We start from the raw sequence: 17,875 nt of genomic DNA on the forward strand, positions 1-17,875 counted from the left end.
TCGTATTCTAAAGTTTCCTTGGTTCAGTGTTTTCGCAATATGTAAACCTGTAACTTGAATGCTGATAAGCTTATCGTAGGTAAAATACTGGCAGTTTTCATTCATAGGATACCTCATGAATTTTCCAGAAATTAATATTCCCGGTGAAGGCACATTGCACGCTCGTTTAATTACTTCCTTGGGTGAAATTATAGTTCGTTTGGAGGAAGACAAAACCCCCAACACCGTCAAAAATTTTGTAGGTTTAGCAACCGGAACAATCGACTGGAAAGACCCTAAGACAGGTCAATCTCAGAAAGGGACTCCTGCCTACGATGGAGTTCGCTTTCACCGAGTCATCCCTGATTTTATGATTCAGTGTGGCGATCCCTTGGCTCGTTATCCAGATATGGCCAACCGTTGGGGTACTGGTGGCCCCGGATATCAATTTGAAGATGAGTTTCATCCTGAATTGAAACACTCTAGTGCCGGTATTCTCTCAATGGCAAATGCAGGACGCGGTACTAATGGTTCGCAATGGTTCATTACAGAAGGGCCAACGCCTCATCTGAACGGCAAACACAGTGTTTTTGGTAAAGTTGTCGAAGGTATGGATATAGTCAACCGCATCGCCAATGTGCCTACGACAAGAGATCGTCCAAATCAAGACGTAGTGTTAGAAAAAGTAGAAATTTTTCGGCAGTAACTAACACCTCTCTAGTACAGCAAGGCGGAAGTCAAAAGTCAAAAGAATTGTATTCCAAACTTTTACACCATTTGAAATGGTCTGTTTATTTCCGCCGTGTTGTACTAGTGTTATTCCCCCCTTTTTTCCTTGTTTAACGAAGATTAGGGGGGATATTAGATACTACAACCTAATTCTTTACAAACATCTTCTCAGAGGATATTTGTGTTTATTGAGAAGTTGTACATAAATTTTCTAAATTTATTGGTGATAGTTAATACCATTTATTTGTCACACTGCGTCAAACTCTTTTAACTTCTTTCTTTCTTCGTGTCCTACCCTGCGGGAAGCCACTTCGTGTCTAGGCGTCCTTTGCGGTTCGTTCTTCTTTCTTGTACTTAAATCTGATTTAGCACATCTTCATAGAGAATTGGTATAATACACTGCCCCACCTTGAAAACAAATTTGCCGAAAAATTAAGATTTATTTTAAAAAAGCAACAGTAATATTGTTAAATTCAGAGGCTAGATTCTAATCAGGAACAAGGTTTGAGCGATGCCTACGCCTACATAGCCCAGGTAAAATCCTTACAAGTCTTCACTTCATCAGAGATACAACTTTTGAGACAATCAGAAACGATTTAATAATAATCAAGCACTTATAGTCCACTCTTATTGGACTCCGTGTTATTTCTATTCAAAAGGGAGAACACAAACATGAAATTGGCTTACTGGATGTATGCAGGCCCAGCCCACATCGGCACTCTGCGAATCGCTAGCTCTTTTAAAAATGTCCATGCGATCATGCACGCCCCACTTGGCGATGACTACTTTAACGTCATGCGCTCTATGCTATCGCGGGAGAGGGATTTTACTCCGGTAACAACCAGTGTCGTCGATCGCAACGTTTTGGCACGCGGATCTCAAGAGAAGGTGGTAGATAACATCACCCGCAAGGATGCCGAGGAACACCCAGATTTGATTATGTTAACTCCCACCTGCACCTCCAGCATTTTGCAAGAGGATTTGCACAACTTTGTCGAACGGGCGCAGTTGGAAGCAAAAGGAGACGTAATGCTGGCGGATGTGAATCACTACCGCTACAACGAACTGCAAGCCGCCGATCGCACTTTGGATCAAATCGTCCAATACTACATTGAAAAAGCCCGGAGGCGCGGTGAATTGGCTGAGGGTAAAACTGCCAAACCCTCGGTGAACATTATCGGTACTACTACCCTTGGTTTCCACAACAATCACGACTGCACCGAACTCAAACGGTTGATGGCTGACTTGGGTATTGAGGTAAATACCTTAATTCCTGAAGGTGCATCGGTGAACGACTTGAAAAAGATGTCCCAAGCTTGGTTTAACCTAGTGCCTTACCGTGAACTCGGTTTAACCACAGCGCGTTACCTAGAAGAACAATTTGGCACACCTTATATAGACATTACTCCAATGGGTGTAGTGGAAACTGCCCGTTGTATTCGCAAGATTCAGCAGGTAATTAACGCTCAAGGTGCAGAAGTTGACTACGAAGACTTCATTAATGAGCAAACCTTGCATGTATCTCAGGCTGCTTGGTTCTCCCGTTCTATTGACTGTCAAAACTTGACTGGCAAAAAAGCTGTGGTTTTTGGTGACAACACCCACGCCGCCGCCATCACCAAAATTCTGGCGCGAGAAATGGGGATTCATGTTGTTTGGGCTGGAACCTACTGTAAATATGATGCAGACTGGTTCCGCGAACAGGTGAGCGAGTATTGCGATGAAGTGCTAATTTCCGAAGATCATGGTGAAATTGGGGATGCGATCGCTCGCGTCGAACCTTCTGCCATTTTCGGCACTCAAATGGAACGCCACGTTGGTAAACGTTTGGATATTCCCTGCGGCGTAATTGCAGCACCAATCCATGTCCAAAACTTCCCCATTGGTTACAAACCATTTATGGGTTACGAAGGCACGAATCAGATTACAGATTTGATCTACAATTCCTTCACTTTGGGAATGGAAGATCACCTGTTAGAAATCTTTGGTGGTCACGATACCAAAGAAGTTATTACTAGAGGGATTTCTGCTGATTCTGATTTGAATTGGACAAAAGATGGTCAAGCAGAATTAAATAAGATTCCGGGATTTGTTCGCGGCAAAGTGAAGCGAAATACTGAAAAATTTGCCCGCGATCGCGGTTTCAAAGAAATCAACGCTGAAGTATTATATGCCGCGAAGGAAGCTGTCGGAGCTTAATGAGAATTCAGTTATCAGCTATAAAACTGATAGCTAGAATTCCATAGAAGAGTGTTTATTTGAAAAAACACTCTTCTGCTTATTATGAAATAAATTTTAATGCCAAACTAATTTATTAAAAATGGTATACTTATGAGCAACAATCAATTACCCAGCAGATATAACGAAAATAGACTGTATACCAGATTAGTTACTACACTCAAGATCCTTCAGTTTGTCGGCTTTTTTATTGTAGTCATTTTTTTTATTGTAATATTTTCAGTATTTGGTCAATTTGTCGGTCAATTTGTCAGGTTTGGTACAGGTAATATATTTATTTTCTTACCTTTTATTTCTATAATTATTACCTGTATTATTATATATATTCTGACAGCAGCTTTAACAGCAATTATTGACCTTTTAAGCAGGATAGAACGGAATACCAGGTCTGAACAATAACTAAGGGCTAATCATACATTGAAAGGGTTTTGTTAAGGAAAACGTGGCGTTACAACGTCCCCAAACTGTAAAGAAGGAACAGAATATAAATCTAGTGTAACACCGAGAAATTTGCCCGCGATCGCGGTTTCAAGGAAATCAACGCTGAGGTATTGTACGCCGCGAAGGAAGCTGTCGGGGCGTAGGTTAAAGGGTTAGAGATTTTTAATAATAAAGGGCATATCTTAATGAGTGCCTTTTCTTATTACTTATTCTGACTTCAGCAGACGAATAAAGCCAGCTTGTTCAAAGTGGTGGTCTGTGGTTAATGCCTCTTTAATCCCAAGCTGTTGCATGACTATAAAAGAAGTGCTATCCACCAAAGACCAAGCTTTATCTTCTCTCGTTTTGAGTAGCTCCCAAGCTGCTGAATCTATTGTTGGTTCAATATAAATTAAATTGATATAGGTAGCAGTTCTGACAGCTTCTACGTATTTAAATAATTGGGGACGAGGTACGCGTAAAGGGCTATTCAGCAAAGCCACTAGTTCAATAACAACATAATTAGTTGTTGCCATTGCTTGATTTTGCTGACGTTTATGTTGAAACCACTGCTTTGCTTGTTCATGGTGGGACTCAGTTGCAATAAATAAATTAGCCCAGCCAGATGTATCTATAAAGACTTTATTCGCCAATTTTTAACTCCTGTTGCAAAGTTTGCTGGAGATATTGATCGTGGTTTTCTCCTACATCAGAATTATCAAAATTTAATGTACCTAGTAAAGGTAAAATTGGATCGAATTCGGAGATATTTTCCTGTTTAGCTGATTGAGATAAGGATTGTAGAATTAAATCTTCTAAAGATAGATTGAGCTTTTGTGCCTGAGCAGTTAATTTCCTTTCTAAGTCATCTGACAACTGTATTGTTAATGTTTTAGCCATTTTATTCACCAGTTATGGATATTCAATAATCCCATTATATATAGGTATAGCAAGTAGAAGAAAGTCTTTGTCTACCTTGAAAATAATCGCAACTATTTGTAAAATGTAAATTATAAGTTTTACCTACTATTCAGTAATAATTTCAGTTAACAAAATATAAATCTAGTGCAGAACTAATAAATTTAATCGCGATCGCAGTTTCAAAGAAATCAACTCTGAGATGTTGTACGCTGCGAAAGAAGATGTCGGGGCTTAATTTCGCGAGTTAACAATTTTTAATTTTGAGATTAATTTCAATTGTTTCGCTGATATCTTAGCGAAACGATTTTTTAGTAGCATTACTCAGGACAACTTTAGTCAGAGCAGTACATCATTGCTTTTGGAAGAGAAGTTGAAAAATTTCTTCAGAGCTATAAAAGAGGGTTATAAGCTAGTGGCATAAAGCCACACCCTTGGGTCGGGAAAATCCGACAAAGGTAGAGTCTATCAGGACTTTGGGACTGCGATCAAAAGAATCATCTTTAAACATAGGTCATCGCCCCAAATGGCTCTCATAAAAGACCTAAATCCTGTAATAAGGGGATGGACTTCTTATTACTCAAAGTCCGATGCAAAAAACGTCGGAGAACTTGCGAAACAAGACTACCTCACATACCTGAAACTTCGACGGTGGGCAAAACACCGATGTGGAAACATAAATGATGGACACATCAAATATTGGACTTCCATTGGCAACGATAACTGGGTATTCGCAACCAGGCAAGGGCGAGTGAACCCCTTCCGGTTACTTAATCATAGTGAGTTTGCTTGCAGTAGCACTGACTATGTAAAAGTTAAAAGCGATAAAAGCCCTTACGATGGCGACACAGTTTACTAGAGTAAAAGACTAGGGACACACCCCCAAATGCCTAATCGTAAGGCTAAGTTGCTAAAACTTCAAAAGGGTAAATGTCCTTGGTGCGGGTTAAGCTTCCAAGAACGGGATGTTTTAGAAGTAGATCACAAAATCCCCAGAGCATTAAGAGGCAAGGATGAGTATAAAAATCTGCAATTATTACATCGGCATTGTCACGACGAAAAGACCGCACTTGACTTAAAAGAAATTAGGAAGAAAGACCACTCAAAATTCCGAGAGAAACTTTCTCAATTTTGGAATAAATATAACTGGGAGTGGATACATGATATTCCTAATTTCATAGGTCATGCTGTCAGGAAGTCCGATATGACAAATGGACAACACACTAAGTAGCCGTGTGCGGTGAAAGTTGCAAGCACGGTTCCGAATGGGAGGGGTGATGCAGTAATGCACACCTCGACCCTACCAATATTAACGAACTACGTCAGGAGTTGGGAATTGGCGAAGAAGGATGAAACCCAACCTTAAGACAATAAAGTTCGAGATGTTGTATTTCATCCAGATTTCGAGAGGACTTTGCCTATTGGGTAGAGACAAACCACAAAACTGCGCTTCGCGCTTTTAACTTGGTTGAAGCGATTATGCGAGAACCTTTTACAGGTATTGGCAAACCTGAACCATAGCACATAGCTACAAGCCACTATGCGTCTATAATTTTTGACAAAGTTTATCTTGCAAGATGTTAACCTGTAGCGATCGCTGCTGCAACCCCTCAAGCGATCGCATTCCTTAATAGAAAAATTTACTGATAAATAAAAATTAATAGCGAACAAATATCACAATACAAAATTATTACTTCGGGGATCTAATAGGCAGAATAACTTACTAGAAGCTTAACCGATGTGTCTCCCGTAACGAAGTAAAAAAAGCATCATAAAAGCCTCGCAATATCTCTTATATAAAAAAAGCAGATGCATGTTAATGTTTTAATCTCATCGTCTTCTCTTCGGGTCTTTCCCTATGCATCTGCACTATTTACACCCCCAACACCTTGAAGAATTAGTCAAGAGTAGTGGTATAGACTTACACCTAGTGCAACTCAATTTTAGGTCACTCCAAGGCATAACAGCTTTTGAATACCTATTGATTTCTGAACTACTCCCTCGCACTAATACTGGAATGGTGAAAGCTGGATGGTTGCAGCGTTATGCTCATATTACTGAAGGTGGTTGGTGGTGTTCTGGGCTAGATCCTTTGAATAATTGGCAAATGATGGAATGGGGATGCTTTAAGCCAAACCAACCCCGACAGAATCATAATGGTAAGTCCATCAAATACGAGCATCCCCCCGGCACACCAACGCGGGTGTTTTGTTTGCGCCTAACGTTGCAAGTGTGGCAGCAAGTTGCTGGACGTTACAATCTGGTCATGCCTGACAATATCACCATTACTGTTGATGGTGAAGCTGAAGGCTTTTGGCAATGGGTGATGCAACATAATATTCCCCTGATTCTATGTGAGGGTGTGAAGAAAGCAGCCACACTGTTAACGCAAGGATATGTAGCTATTGCCATTCCCGGAATTACCAGTGGTTATCGGGTTGTTAAAGATGAATTTGGCAAAGTTACCCGTCGTCAATTAATTCCTGATTTAGCAGCGTTTGCAATTACAAAACGTAGTTTTTATATTTGCTTTGATTTTGAAACTCAACCTAAAACAATTGCTGCTGTAAATAATGCCATTTCTCAACTTGGTTGTTTATTCCAGCAAAAAAATTGCGCTGTTAAAGTCATCGAACTTCCAGGAATAGAAAAAGGAGTTGATGAGTTTATCGTTGCCAAAGGTGCAACTAGTTTTGATAAAGTTTATCGCCAAAGTGTTGATTTAGAAATTTATTTAGCTCAAACCAAACCCCACACCGAGTTAAGCATTCCTGCGGCTCTCACATTGAATCGCCCTTATATAAGTGAAATACCTTTCCCCACTTCTGGATTAGTAGGAGTCAAATCAGCAAAAGGAACAGGTAAAACTACAGCACTGCAAGCTGTTGTTCAGCAAGCAAAAATTAGAAATAAACCTGTTTTATTAATTACTCACAGAATCCTACTAGGAAGATTTTTGTGTGAAAAAATTGGTATTCAATGGGGAACACATAAAGAAAATGTGGAGAAAAGAATTGAAAAAACACTTACCCCTGCTCCTCCCATCCTCCGTTCACTCTTTCTACAGCAATCCCTTGGACTATGTGTTGATTCTATTTGGAAACTTAACCCTGAAAATTGGCGAGGAGCAATAGTAATTTTAGATGAAGTAGAGCAATCTTTGTGGCATCTATTAAATAGTAATACTTGTAAACACAAGCGTGTAAAAATACTAAAATTATTTCAGCAACTAATTTCCACAGTTTTAACAACTGGAGGATTAGTAATTGCCCAAGACGCCGATTTATCAGATGTGTCACTTGAATATTTACAAGGATTAGCAGGAATTAAATTAACACCTTGGATAGTTCTTAACCAGTGGAAACCTCAGCATGGTTGGGACGTAACTTTTTATGATTCGCCAAACCCAACACCTCTAATTCACCAATTAGAATTGGATTTACTTGCTGGACGTAAATGTTATGTTACTACCGATAGTCGCGCTGGGCGTTACAGTTGTGAAACAATTGAACGTTATCTCAAAGAACGCTTACAAAAATTACGAAGGCAATTTCCTAAAACTTTGGTAGTTAGTAGCCACACGACAAACACACCTGGCCACGAAGCGGTTGATTTTATCGCAGCTATCAATCAAAAAATCTCTGAATATGACGGCGTTTTCGTTACCCCTAGCCTTGGTACGGGAATTAGTATTGATGTTCAACATTTCGACCGAGTTTATGGCATTTTTCAAGGGGTAATTCCTGACTCGGAAGCAAGACAAGCATTAGCAAGAGTGCGGGATGATGTGCCGCGTGTTGTCTGGTGCGCTAAACGAGGTATTGCCTTAATTGGTAGTGGTAGTACAAATTATCGCTTGCTATCTGATTGGTATCAAGAAAATCAAAAAGAAAACTTAGCTTTACTTAGTCCATTACATAAAATAGATGTGGATTTACCTTTAGTTCATGACCCGATTCATTTGCGAACTTGGGCCAAGTTATCTGCACGGGTAAATGCCTCTATCCGCCTCTACCGTCAATCGATGCAAGATGGTTTAATTGCTGATGGGCATCAAATTCAAATGCGGAGTAATGCTGTTCACAATAATATTATTCGAGATTTACGCCTTGCGTTTTTGGCAACTGACGCTGATGATTTAGCTACCCGCAGAAGATTAATTTTAGAAATTGTTAAAGTTCAAAAAGATTGGGCGCAAAGCCGTCAAAAAGCTAAAGATATTAAACGCAAAATTAAAGAGATTAAGCAGCAAAATCAACTATCGGTAGCAAGTGCTGTAGCTAATGCTAAAAATATCGATTATGTAGAATATGAGAAGCTATTAGTCAAGCATTCCCTGACTGATGGAGAACGTAACCAACTTAATAAATATGTTCTTAGACAAAGGTATGGTGTAGAAGTTACTCCTTGGCTAAAATTGCAGGATGACCACGGATATTATCGTCAACTTTTAATTCATTATTACTTAACTCACGAAAGCGAGTATTTTCACGTTAGAGATCAGCAAGAATGGCATCAGCAATTGTCTTGGGGTGAAGGGAAAGTTTTTCTGCCAGATTTAAAAACTTATACGCTCAAAGTTGAGGCGATGAGAGCTTTGGGAATGCTTCAATTTCTCGAATCAGAAAGAGAATTTACTGAGAGTTATCCAGATTTAATATTGCTGAAAAATATTGTCTTTCAGCATAGTAAGCACATTAAAAGAGCGCTTGGGATTAATTTAATAGGAGAAAAAGAGCAGGTTTCGACAATAAAAATACTTAGCCGATTATTAAATTTGTTGGGCTTGAAACTAAAGCGGGTAAATGAGGTTTATCAAATCGACTTAGAAACGCTTTATGATGGCAGGGAAAAAATATTTACAGTTTGGCATCAACGGGATGAGTTAATGTTGGCTCATGTTAAGAGTGTCGGCTATGAGTTGCCTGATAATTCTTCAGACTGGAAGTTTGAAATTATTCAACCCAAGGCTTATACCGCAGCAGCTAATATCCTTGATAGCTAAGTGTATCTAAAAACAGCCAAGCATTAGTCATACAATTAGCGCAATTTCTAATTTGTCTTCACCCGCGCCTGCTTCACCATCGCAATTAGAGTTTGATGGGCATCTTCCGCATCTGCTAAAACATGATCAAACTGAATGCGAACTGGCACAGCTTCCCCATTCACTTGCGCTGTTAAATCCATACCTTGTGCATCAATTGACATCATTTGTGCTGTATCTGCATCTGTTATACCACCAAAAGCCTTAGCATAAACAACTATGGCATCAGTATGATCGTCATTCATGTGCTTGCAGATGCGCGAACTAATATCAGCAGAAAAATTCTTAGACATTCTTTAAATAAAAGCAACAGCTTAAATTTTAAGCTAACAACGTGAATGAAATTTGCTGATTTTTTTTCTTAATACTCAAGACGATGCATTTTATTCCATTGCATAATAAATTAATTTTTTTTATGGTGGAATAATTAAATTAAAATAAACTTATTCAGTATTTCTACCTTCTACTACGGAAACCAGACAGCTTAAACTGTAGCAGAAGTATTAGCCAAACTATTGAAGCTAAGAGAAAATGAACGAAACTAGCCCCAGACGAATTGTAATTGGGGATGTACATGGTCACTATGAAGGTTTGATGACATTGTTGGAGGCGATCGCCCCCAAGTCAGACGATCAAATCTATTTTCTGGGAGACCTAATTGATCGTGGTCCTCATAGTTCACAAGTAGTTAATTTTGTCAAGCGGCATAACTACTCATGTTTGCTGGGAAATCATGAGCAGATGTTATTAAACATTCTGACCAATGACAGAACTTCCTCCCCGACGATGCAAGCATGGCTGTACAGTGGAGGGCAAGCTACCGTAGCCAGTTACCACCAGGCTTCAATTCCTGATGACCATCTGGATTGGTTCAAGAGTTTGCCTACATATCTCGACTTGGGGGATATTTGGTTAACTCATGCTGGTGTTGACCCTTCCAAGGCGGTGACAGAACAAACTGCCGATGAACTGTGCTGGATACGAGAGGAATTTCATAGCATTGAAAAACCCTACTTCCCAGATAAGCTCATTATTATCGGTCATACCATCACCTTTACCCTGCCGGGTGTTTCTCCTGGCAAACTGGCACAAGGAGAGGGATGGCTAGACATAGATACTGGCGCTTATCATCCCCGGAGTGGCTGGTTGACTGGACTAGATGTCACAAACAACCTAGTTTATCAAGTTAATATTTTTAAGGACAATATCCGTACCCTGCCCTTAGAAGATGTAGCGATCAGAATTGATCCAGCTAAAATCAGAGTTGATCGCCGCAATAAGAATTGAGCAATCTTCGAGATGAGGGGGATGAGGGAGCAGGGGAAGAAGAATTAATAATCAATGCTCAATGCCCAATCCCTAATACCTCAAGACCTCACTAATGGTCGAATATTAGCTTTATAACTAGCTTTATCCAAGCCGTAATTTCCCTTACTAGGTTGAGAGTTAATTGCACGTCTGAGGGCATCAATGCGATCGCTCGTTCCGGGGTGCGTACTTAAAAATGTCGGAGCAGAACCACCCTGTTTCAGCAGCTTTTGCATAAAGGAAACCATTGCAGATTGGGCGTAACCAGTCCGTGTCAAAGTTCGTAGTCCTCTTTGATCAGCCTCAAATTCATTGCTACGACTGCGTGGCAAGTCTCGCGCTAACTGTACACCAATTTGTACCGCCGTATTCCGGTCTAAGCCAGCAGCTGTTAATAGACCACTTTCGAGCGCTTTTTGCTGCATCTGTTTAACTACGTGTTTACCGCCAATGTGGCCAATTTCATGGGCGAGTACACTTGCTAGTTCCGCTTCATTGTCTGCGGTTTTTAGCAAACCCGTATGGACATATACATAGCCGCCTAAGGTAGCAAAAGCATTAATACTTTCATCCTCAACTACTTGGAAAGTATAAGGGAGATCGGGGCGATCGCTATTAGCTGCTAAACGCCGACCAACTTGTTCCACATATCGATTAACTTCTGGATTGCGGTAAAGCCGCACTTCACTGCCTACTAATTCTTTATTAATTTGCTTACCCAGATCAACTTCCTGACGAGGAGACATACTAGAAAGCTGAAATGCCTGAACTCCTTGGAGTAGAAGAGGCAAGAAGTCTAAAGTTCTTCCAGGTAGAGGTGTACTCAAGCACAGACTCAAGGCAACTATCACTGAAATTAAAGGATAAAACAAGCGACGCCGCCACACACGATAATTTGTAACAAAATTCCAGTTGAACATAATACGCTTTGAAGATTATTTTGGGAGAACATAAAATGATGGGACAAATTATGAGACGGATTTAGAGTATTCTAAGTTGCATTCTTAAATCAAGACCAAAGGAGTTGTTATACAACTAATGTTTAAGCAAATCTACCGAACTATGGAAATTAGAGACTCCCTCTATAGATAGGCTTAAACACTAGATATTATTTTCTAGGTGTGTCAATCTTAACAGGCAAAAATTTAAGGGTTAGCTGCCACCACTACGAATTTACGAACTCGTGATAAACTGTCGCATAACCGCAATGCCTAGCCGCTTTGAATTATTACCAAATAGGGAAAATTACTATTCCCATTGAAAACCTTCTTGCTACAATCAATTACTTCGCTATTACCTCGGGAAACTTTTTATGGCTATTTTAGATTCAAAAGGTCGCTTGTTCGGCAAAATTAACCTCTTAGATTTAGGTGCCGCGCTAGTAATTCTGCTAGTTATATTTAGCATTTTTATCTTTCCTGGCACTTCTGGTTCTGTTGCCCAAGTCGGTGCGAAAACAGTACCCATAGAAGTAGACTTAGTAGTTCGTGGTTTGAATGTCCGTGACCCTGAACAATTGTTCAATAACGGATTAAAAAAAGGTGGTAAAACTAATGTGATTATCCGCAATCAACCCCACGGAGAGATTGAGATTAAATCCATTCAACAGCTACCTAGAACAGTAAATGTTTCCCAACCAGATGGCAGTGTTAAAGAATTACCAGATCCAAAAACTAATAATTTTAGCACAGATTTGCTTATGACTTTAGATGGCAAAGCTCAACTCACTGATAATGGCCCTGTTATTGGTAATAGTAAAGTTAAAATAGGAATGCCATTTGAGTTGGAAGGCTTTAACTACAATTTCAATGCAACTGTTATTGATATCAGATTAAAAGATAAATAGCATTTGCATTTTAGTCATCAAAAAATAGACTGATAAACCGAATTTTCTGTTAGCCAAAAAACTCGGTTTATCAGATTCAGAAGCTCCTGGCTTGCAAAGAGGGTTGGAGTTCTGTACCTACTTAGTGGATAACTGCTATATAACTAATTAGCAGCTTTCGTTTTAAACATTAAATACGTTCCTCCTAACCCTTCTACAATTGTGCGTGTATTGGCAATCATCATTTTCTGATAAGTGTCCGCCTCGCTTCCGGGTTCACCAAGTCCCTCAGCATACAACTTCCTGTCAGAAATTTTTACTTCAGCTTGTCTGGCTACAGATTGAAATAAATTAGGGTTAGTTGTCGCCTCTGGGAAAATTGTTGATACTTTAGCTCGTTTAATATTTGTAACTAAATTTTTCACTCTTGCATCTGTCAGGTTTTCGTTAGAACTAATATCTTGTAATCCCCCTACTAATGGAATACCGTAAGTTTTGGCGTAATAACTCAATGCATTAGAGGTTGTGACTAACTTGCGTTCTTTGGCAGGAATACTGGCAATTCTTGACTTAATCCAGCTATCTAGTTGAGTAAGTTCATTTGTGATTCTTTTGGTATTGCTGGTATAAGCCTCTGCATCGGTAGATTCTACTTTTATCAGATTACTATTAATTACCTCCACCATCCTGATAGTATTCTTGGTATTGTGCCAAAGATGAGGATTAGTTACATTTTTGTCGCCTTTTTGAAATTTTTGTGGCTTAGACACTGCAAGTTGACCAACAGCTATTTTCGGTGCAGTATTTTTAGTCACTTTAATTAATTTGATCAAATTTGGTTCTAAATTATAGCCATTATAGAGAATAAGATTAGCTTGCTCAATGGCTCTACGATCTTCTAGCTTTGGTTTATAAAATTGGGGATTGGCGCTAGGGTCAATTAAACAGGTGAGGTTAACTGTATTTCCCGCAACTTGTCTGGTTAAGTCACATAATACACTTGTAGTTGCAACGACTCGGGGAAGATTCTCATTTACCTGAGTGGTAGTCTGAGTGAATGCAGTTCTTGCAGTTTGATTTCCACACCCAACAAATCCAATCGTCAAGACAACAAGAATAGCTTGGAAGGAATTAGTTGATGGTAATTTTTTTGACATCCTAAACTCCTACTGGATGTATAGAAATAATCATTATCAGTAACGGATTAGTGAAATACAAGATGTAAGCCTTTAACAAAGAAGAGGTTAAAGGCAATATGCTTGGGTTAAGGCTTGATTTTCCTTAACCCTTTTTAACAAGGAGGGAATTAGAGCAAGCCTTTTTAAGGAAAGAGCATATTAATAGACTCTCTCCTTTCTCCATCGCAGATTCAGCAATTTTTGCTTGGTGAACCTCAAGTGAGATTTTTCCAGGCAAAATGTTAGTTAAGTTCAGGCGACAGAATAGAAAACTGGTAGAGGTAAAAGCACAATAATAAAAGTGATGCTGAAGATCCTCCGGTAAAGAGTGTAGTGTAGTTCTCTCACCATCTGTTGAAGGGGCTATACCATTGTGCTTACATTCCACAAAGGTCGCAAATGATCTAGGATTATCAGGTTAAGGAGGGGAACGTAGTAATGCTGGCGCTTATTGAGCATACGGGTTGATTTCGCAAACCGAATCGTGAATCTAAGGCAATTGTAACTGTGGTTTTGCCAACTGTGGGCATCTGATGGTTACAAAATTGGGGAATTGGTAATTTTTTAGCCATCAGCCTTTGTTAGACTAAATTTCACCTAGTAAAACCTTTCAATAATGCTCAGAGAACCATCTAACTGCTTTTTATTACATAATCCTGCCTGTAATTTATGACATAATTTTTATTTTTTAGTTTTTTATTCATGAAATAAGAACCAAGTCAAGTATATAGAAAAATTATTCAAAGCTGATATTGGTAAATATAAAGAATGGTAATTTTAGTTATCTTCCTTAACACCCTCATTTCGCTGATACTACTATATGTGGCTTGGCGAGTGTGGCAACTCAAGCAGCAGTTAGCATACATAGCAGATAGGTTAACCGCCTATGAAAGTTGTAGCCATGCAGCACTGCATAAAGCACCCGAAAATATTTATCTTAGCCAGGAGAGTATTTATAACTTACGGCAGAAAAATAAAGTACTACAGATGCAAATCCAACAAGTGCGGCAAATTATCAGTCTACTTTTGCTAGGACAGCAAATCTGGCAACGTTATTTTCGTAGGCTAGATTTAACACCAGTGAAAAGAACTGTTGGAAAATGAGTTATGCCAAGTTCATATAAACATTTATAATTAGTGCTGACACAGGGACGCAGTGACACCATAAGACGGGGACACCGTGAATTTTGAATTATTAAGTAATTAGTGGTTTTGATATTTTAATGAATAAAAGCAACATTTTTGGCTGATATGTTGTCACGAGAGATTAACTGAATAAAATCAGTCAAGTCTTACAAGGAGAGAAAACCCACTTAAAATGGGTGTAAGGAGAGAAACAACAAGATGTCTAATAACCGTTCTGGAGTATTTTTTGGCGGTTTGATGCTGGGAGCTACTATCGGTGCTTTGACCGGCTTGCTAGTGGCTCCACGCACAGGGCGCGAAACGCGTAAAATTTTGAAAAAATCTGCCAATGCTATCCCAGACTTGGCAGAGGATTTATCAACGAGTGTGCAAATCCAAGCAGATCGTCTATCTGCGATCGCACTACGAAACTGGGATGATACTTTAGATAGATTACAGGAAGCGATCGCAGCAGGTGTAGATGCCAGCCAACGAGAAAACCAAGTCTTGAAGCGGCAAACATCTGTTGAAGACTCAGATTCTCTTCCCCAGCAATTAGAACGCTCATAAATGACACAACCGTGATTGAACCCCTGTTTTGGTTGGGACTTTCCTTACTCTTAGTCGCCACAAGTTTGACTGCGGTTTTAGTGGCGGCAATACCGGCTTTGCAGGAGTTAGCACGCGCTGCCCGTAGTGCAGAAAAGCTATTTGATACACTCTCGCGGGAGTTACCGCCTACTCTAGAAGCTATCCGTGTGACTGGTTTGGAAATCACTGACTTAACTGGTGATGTCAGTGAAGGTGTAAAAAGTGCTAATAAAGTTGTCAAACAAGTCGATCAAAGCCTTGATAGTGCAAGAATTCAGGCTCAAAATCTGCAAGTAGGTACACGCAGCATCTTTGTTGGTGCAAAAGCTGCTTGGAAAAACTTCACGCGCCAAAAACCCACAAGGCGAACAAGCGATCGCTTGCCAAGCAATGAAAAACCACCACTAACGTTGCGAGAACGAGAAATACTCAAGCAAGAACGCCGGATCAAAGCAGAAGTGTACCGCGCTAATGACGGTTACAGCGACGCCGCCACCTGGGAAAACAATTTTGATGATGAAGATTGACCAAAAAAAGGGCATGGGGTATTGCTAATCTTCCTTTGAAGGCATTCTTCAAAGCCGTTACCTTCCCAAGTGCTGGCGTGTTGAAGAATAGAACGCCCGGAAGCAGGACGGTATGTAAGTTGCTCTTTCTTACTAGAAGTTTCTCTAGAATCGCTTAGAGGGATAGGTTCAAGCTGACCTAATTCCAACGCACTTTATCTTAAATTATCACAAACGTTACTCTCAATCCCCACTCCGCAAAAACGCTTTGCTTTGATCCCTTAGATTAGAGTAAAGTAAACAAGTGTAAAGAAGTATCACTTTTCCACTACTCTTTTAAAACAACTTGTTCACTTTTACCGTTAATATTTGTATAAAAACGTTCATGCAATCTTGTTTTTGGCGACGAATTCTGGTATCCATTGCAGTATTTTTTCTGGCTGGGTCAATTTGGGTCATGCATTCTCCCCCAGCACTGGCTTATGACAACCCTGAGTTACTCCCTGACACCTTTACCCCAGTTGTAGACTTAGCAAAATCTCTTCCTGTCCTCCAAGAAGAAAAGCTTGTCAAAGATTTAGAACAATTTGAAGCTGATACGGGCTGGAAACTGCGAGTATTGACCCAATATGACCGCACCCCAGGTAGGGCAGTTATAAAATATTGGGGTTTGGATGACAAAAGCATTCTACTCGTTGCCGATTCTCGTGGCGGTAACATTCTCAGTTTTAGCGTCGGCGATGCTGTTTATGAACTTTTACCCCGAACTTTTTGGATAGAACTGCAAACCCGCTTCGGTAATTTGTACTTTGTCCGTGAACAAGGTGAAGACCAAGCCATTCTGCAAGCTTTAGAATCCGTTAAAGGCTGTTTACTCAAAGGTGGTTGCAATGTTGTCCCCGGACTGCCACGAGAGCAATGGATTCTCACTTTGATTACCTCAATTATTGGTGGGGTGATTTGTGGATTTGCAGCTCAACCCCGCGAGAAAGGACAAATTTTCGCTTGGCAGTGGGCTTTAATTTTCTCACCTTTGTGGGGAATCTTGTTTCTTGCCTTTGGCATCGGGCCAGTAGTAACCCGTACAAGCGACTGGTTACCTCTAGTTCGCAATATCTCTGGGTTTCTTATTGGCGTCTTGGTTGCTTACCTATCTCCTGTGTTCAGTCGGACTTCTTCCAGTAGTGAGTTATGAATGAATAGTTAGGAGTTTTTAATTAACTTATAACTCCTAACTACTCCCTCTCTGAAGCTGGTAAGCTGAAAGCTAATATTTGAGAAGCTCAACAAAAATGGAATGGCACGTAACTGATGCTCAAAGTTTAGCAATCATTGATAGTGAAATTGAAAATCATGTTTTTTCACCCGCAGAGTATGAGATTGTACGTCGGGTAATATACTCTACAGCTGACTTTGAGTATAAGTCTTTGATTCGTTTCTCTGAGCGTGCCTTGCAAGCAGGAGCAGCAGCACTAGCCGCGCGTACCACAATTGTGGTAGATGTGCCGATGGTGCAAGTAGGTATTGCTTACGAGATTCAAAACACCTTTGCTAATCCCTTATATTGCAGCATGGAAGCTCTGACACGTCCTCAAAAAGAGAAAACTCGGGCAGCATGGGGAATAGAAACCCTAGCAAAGCGTTATCCAGAAGGAATCTTTGTGGTGGGTCAAGCGCAAACAGCACTAACAGCACTGGTAGATTTAATTGAAGCTGAGGAAATTAGACCTGCTTTGATAATTGCAACTCCAGTGGGATTTGTCGATGTTGATGAAGCGAAGCGGCGCTTACAAGACTCCTTAGTGCCTCACATTACAATTGACAGCCGCAAAGGTAATGCAGTTGTAGCAGCTGCGATCGTTGATGGATTGGTAGACTTGGCTTGGCAAGCCTATGGACAAGATGGAAATCGCGGGAGTTAGGAGCGTTGGCTGTATCAAACTCTCTATGGCAAATACTATTTTAAAATATTGAAGATCCAGATATTTCTGTTAATTAGTGCCGAGCCACGAGC

General features: G+C 40.1%; 18 protein-coding genes. 13 read left to right on the forward strand and 5 right to left on the reverse strand.

The features are described 5' to 3' along the window. Positions 1-115: 115 nt before the first annotated feature. Both RMZ43_RS27390 and bchB read left to right on the forward strand, forming a co-directional pair. Positions 116-685, forward strand: a complete 570-nt coding sequence (locus RMZ43_RS27390) for a peptidylprolyl isomerase (RefSeq protein ID WP_322654287.1) — start codon at positions 116-118, stop codon at positions 683-685. Between the two features lie 695 nt (positions 686-1,380). Then, complete coding sequence (gene bchB / locus RMZ43_RS27395) at positions 1,381-2,907, forward strand: ferredoxin:protochlorophyllide reductase (ATP-dependent) subunit B (RefSeq protein ID WP_322648699.1); 1,527 nt, start codon at positions 1,381-1,383, stop codon at positions 2,905-2,907. A gap of 686 nt (positions 2,908-3,593) precedes the next feature. Here bchB and RMZ43_RS27400 read toward each other — a convergent pair. Together RMZ43_RS27400 and RMZ43_RS27405 are read right to left on the reverse strand one after the other, a co-directional pair. Continuing rightward, the gene (locus RMZ43_RS27400) at positions 3,594-4,019 is read right to left on the reverse strand and encodes a type II toxin-antitoxin system VapC family toxin (RefSeq protein WP_322648698.1); all 426 of its coding nucleotides are present in this window, start codon (positions 4,017-4,019) and stop codon (positions 3,594-3,596) included. Further along, the gene (locus tag RMZ43_RS27405; protein ID WP_322648697.1) at positions 4,009-4,266 is read right to left on the reverse strand and encodes a hypothetical protein; all 258 of its coding nucleotides are present in this window, start codon (positions 4,264-4,266) and stop codon (positions 4,009-4,011) included. The genes RMZ43_RS27400 and RMZ43_RS27405 overlap by 11 nt, the downstream gene beginning before the upstream one ends. 505 nt (positions 4,267-4,771) lie before the next feature. Between RMZ43_RS27405 and RMZ43_RS27410 the strand changes: the two genes are divergently transcribed. From RMZ43_RS27410 to RMZ43_RS27425, 4 genes are all read left to right on the forward strand, one after another. Continuing rightward, positions 4,772-5,143 carry a group II intron maturase-specific domain-containing protein gene (locus tag RMZ43_RS27410; protein WP_322648810.1) on the forward strand — a complete coding sequence of 124 codons (372 nt, stop codon included), beginning with the start codon at positions 4,772-4,774 and terminating at the stop codon, positions 5,141-5,143. 27 nt (positions 5,144-5,170) lie between these two features. After that, positions 5,171-5,515, forward strand: coding sequence for an HNH endonuclease (locus RMZ43_RS27415; protein ID WP_322648696.1), 345 nt, complete (start codon positions 5,171-5,173; stop codon positions 5,513-5,515). Positions 5,516-5,673: 158 nt separating this feature from the next. Next, positions 5,674-5,805 (forward strand): type II toxin-antitoxin system YoeB family toxin, encoded by a 132-nt coding sequence (locus RMZ43_RS27420; protein WP_416212076.1) that lies wholly within the window; start codon positions 5,674-5,676, stop codon positions 5,803-5,805. 337 nt (positions 5,806-6,142) lie between these two features. Next, on the forward strand, positions 6,143-9,289 hold the full coding sequence (locus RMZ43_RS27425) for a plasmid replication protein, CyRepA1 family (RefSeq protein ID WP_322654286.1): 3,147 nt from the start codon (positions 6,143-6,145) through the stop codon (positions 9,287-9,289). 47 nt (positions 9,290-9,336) lie between these two features. On the opposite strand, the gene RMZ43_RS27430 is transcribed toward RMZ43_RS27425, so the two are convergent. After that, positions 9,337-9,621, reverse strand: coding sequence for a DUF2470 domain-containing protein (locus RMZ43_RS27430; protein WP_322648694.1), 285 nt, complete (start codon positions 9,619-9,621; stop codon positions 9,337-9,339). A 238-nt stretch (positions 9,622-9,859) separates the two neighbouring features. On the opposite strand from RMZ43_RS27430, the gene RMZ43_RS27435 reads away from it, so the two are divergent. Continuing rightward, complete coding sequence (locus tag RMZ43_RS27435) at positions 9,860-10,615, forward strand: metallophosphoesterase family protein (RefSeq protein ID WP_322648693.1); 756 nt, start codon at positions 9,860-9,862, stop codon at positions 10,613-10,615. 80 nt (positions 10,616-10,695) lie between these two features. On the opposite strand, the gene RMZ43_RS27440 is transcribed toward RMZ43_RS27435, so the two are convergent. Then, complete coding sequence (locus RMZ43_RS27440) at positions 10,696-11,556, reverse strand: M48 family metallopeptidase (protein ID WP_322654285.1); 861 nt, start codon at positions 11,554-11,556, stop codon at positions 10,696-10,698. 392 nt (positions 11,557-11,948) lie between these two features. Between RMZ43_RS27440 and RMZ43_RS27445 the strand changes: the two genes are divergently transcribed. Beyond that, positions 11,949-12,482, forward strand: coding sequence for a DUF4330 domain-containing protein (locus RMZ43_RS27445; protein ID WP_322654284.1), 534 nt, complete (start codon positions 11,949-11,951; stop codon positions 12,480-12,482). 143 nt (positions 12,483-12,625) lie between these two features. On the opposite strand, the gene RMZ43_RS27450 is transcribed toward RMZ43_RS27445, so the two are convergent. Continuing rightward, positions 12,626-13,618: a metal ABC transporter solute-binding protein, Zn/Mn family gene (locus RMZ43_RS27450; protein WP_322654283.1), complete on the reverse strand. Its 993-nt coding sequence runs from the start codon at positions 13,616-13,618 to the stop codon at positions 12,626-12,628. 789 nt (positions 13,619-14,407) lie between these two features. On the opposite strand from RMZ43_RS27450, the gene RMZ43_RS27455 reads away from it, so the two are divergent. The 5 genes from RMZ43_RS27455 to RMZ43_RS27475 all read left to right on the forward strand — a co-directional run bounded on the left by RMZ43_RS27455 (position 14,408) and on the right by RMZ43_RS27475 (position 17,783). Continuing rightward, positions 14,408-14,743 carry a hypothetical protein gene (locus RMZ43_RS27455; protein WP_322654282.1) on the forward strand — a complete coding sequence of 112 codons (336 nt, stop codon included), beginning with the start codon at positions 14,408-14,410 and terminating at the stop codon, positions 14,741-14,743. 240 nt (positions 14,744-14,983) lie between these two features. After that, complete coding sequence (locus RMZ43_RS27460; protein ID WP_322654281.1) at positions 14,984-15,334, forward strand: YtxH domain-containing protein; 351 nt, start codon at positions 14,984-14,986, stop codon at positions 15,332-15,334. Between the two features lie 11 nt (positions 15,335-15,345). After that, a complete protein-coding gene (locus RMZ43_RS27465) occupies positions 15,346-15,882 on the forward strand; it encodes a DUF948 domain-containing protein (protein ID WP_322654280.1) in 537 nt (178 codons plus the stop codon). Positions 15,883-16,246: 364 nt separating this feature from the next. Then, the gene (locus RMZ43_RS27470) at positions 16,247-17,056 is read left to right on the forward strand and encodes a TPM domain-containing protein (RefSeq protein ID WP_322648686.1); all 810 of its coding nucleotides are present in this window, start codon (positions 16,247-16,249) and stop codon (positions 17,054-17,056) included. Between the two features lie 97 nt (positions 17,057-17,153). Beyond that, positions 17,154-17,783 carry a precorrin-8X methylmutase gene (locus RMZ43_RS27475; RefSeq protein WP_322648685.1) on the forward strand — a complete coding sequence of 210 codons (630 nt, stop codon included), beginning with the start codon at positions 17,154-17,156 and terminating at the stop codon, positions 17,781-17,783. Positions 17,784-17,875 lie beyond the last annotated feature (92 nt).

The organism is Nostoc sp. CmiVER01 (genome assembly GCF_034531135.2).
Classification (GTDB): domain Bacteria; phylum Cyanobacteriota; class Cyanobacteriia; order Cyanobacteriales; family Nostocaceae; genus Nostoc.

Excerpts from the sequence above, each read along its gene's own strand:
- RMZ43_RS27390 (WP_322654287.1), top strand. The coding sequence starts at position 116 with ATGAATTTTCCAGAAATTAATATTCCCGGTGAAGGCACATTGCACGCT.
- bchB (WP_322648699.1), top strand. The coding sequence starts at position 1,381 with ATGAAATTGGCTTACTGGATGTATGCAGGCCCAGCCCACATCGGCACT.
- RMZ43_RS27405 (WP_322648697.1), bottom strand. The coding sequence starts at position 4,266 with ATGGCTAAAACATTAACAATACAGTTGTCAGATGACTTAGAAAGGAAA.
- RMZ43_RS27415 (WP_322648696.1), top strand. The coding sequence starts at position 5,171 with ATGCCTAATCGTAAGGCTAAGTTGCTAAAACTTCAAAAGGGTAAATGT.
- RMZ43_RS27425 (WP_322654286.1), top strand. The coding sequence starts at position 6,143 with ATGCATCTGCACTATTTACACCCCCAACACCTTGAAGAATTAGTCAAG.
- RMZ43_RS27430 (WP_322648694.1), bottom strand. The coding sequence starts at position 9,621 with ATGTCTAAGAATTTTTCTGCTGATATTAGTTCGCGCATCTGCAAGCAC.
- RMZ43_RS27435 (WP_322648693.1), top strand. The coding sequence starts at position 9,860 with ATGAACGAAACTAGCCCCAGACGAATTGTAATTGGGGATGTACATGGT.
- RMZ43_RS27440 (WP_322654285.1), bottom strand. The coding sequence starts at position 11,556 with ATGTTCAACTGGAATTTTGTTACAAATTATCGTGTGTGGCGGCGTCGC.
- RMZ43_RS27445 (WP_322654284.1), top strand. The coding sequence starts at position 11,949 with ATGGCTATTTTAGATTCAAAAGGTCGCTTGTTCGGCAAAATTAACCTC.
- RMZ43_RS27450 (WP_322654283.1), bottom strand. The coding sequence starts at position 13,618 with ATGTCAAAAAAATTACCATCAACTAATTCCTTCCAAGCTATTCTTGTT.
- RMZ43_RS27455 (WP_322654282.1), top strand. The coding sequence starts at position 14,408 with ATGGTAATTTTAGTTATCTTCCTTAACACCCTCATTTCGCTGATACTA.
- RMZ43_RS27460 (WP_322654281.1), top strand. The coding sequence starts at position 14,984 with ATGTCTAATAACCGTTCTGGAGTATTTTTTGGCGGTTTGATGCTGGGA.
- RMZ43_RS27470 (WP_322648686.1), top strand. The coding sequence starts at position 16,247 with ATGCAATCTTGTTTTTGGCGACGAATTCTGGTATCCATTGCAGTATTT.
- RMZ43_RS27475 (WP_322648685.1), top strand. The coding sequence starts at position 17,154 with ATGGAATGGCACGTAACTGATGCTCAAAGTTTAGCAATCATTGATAGT.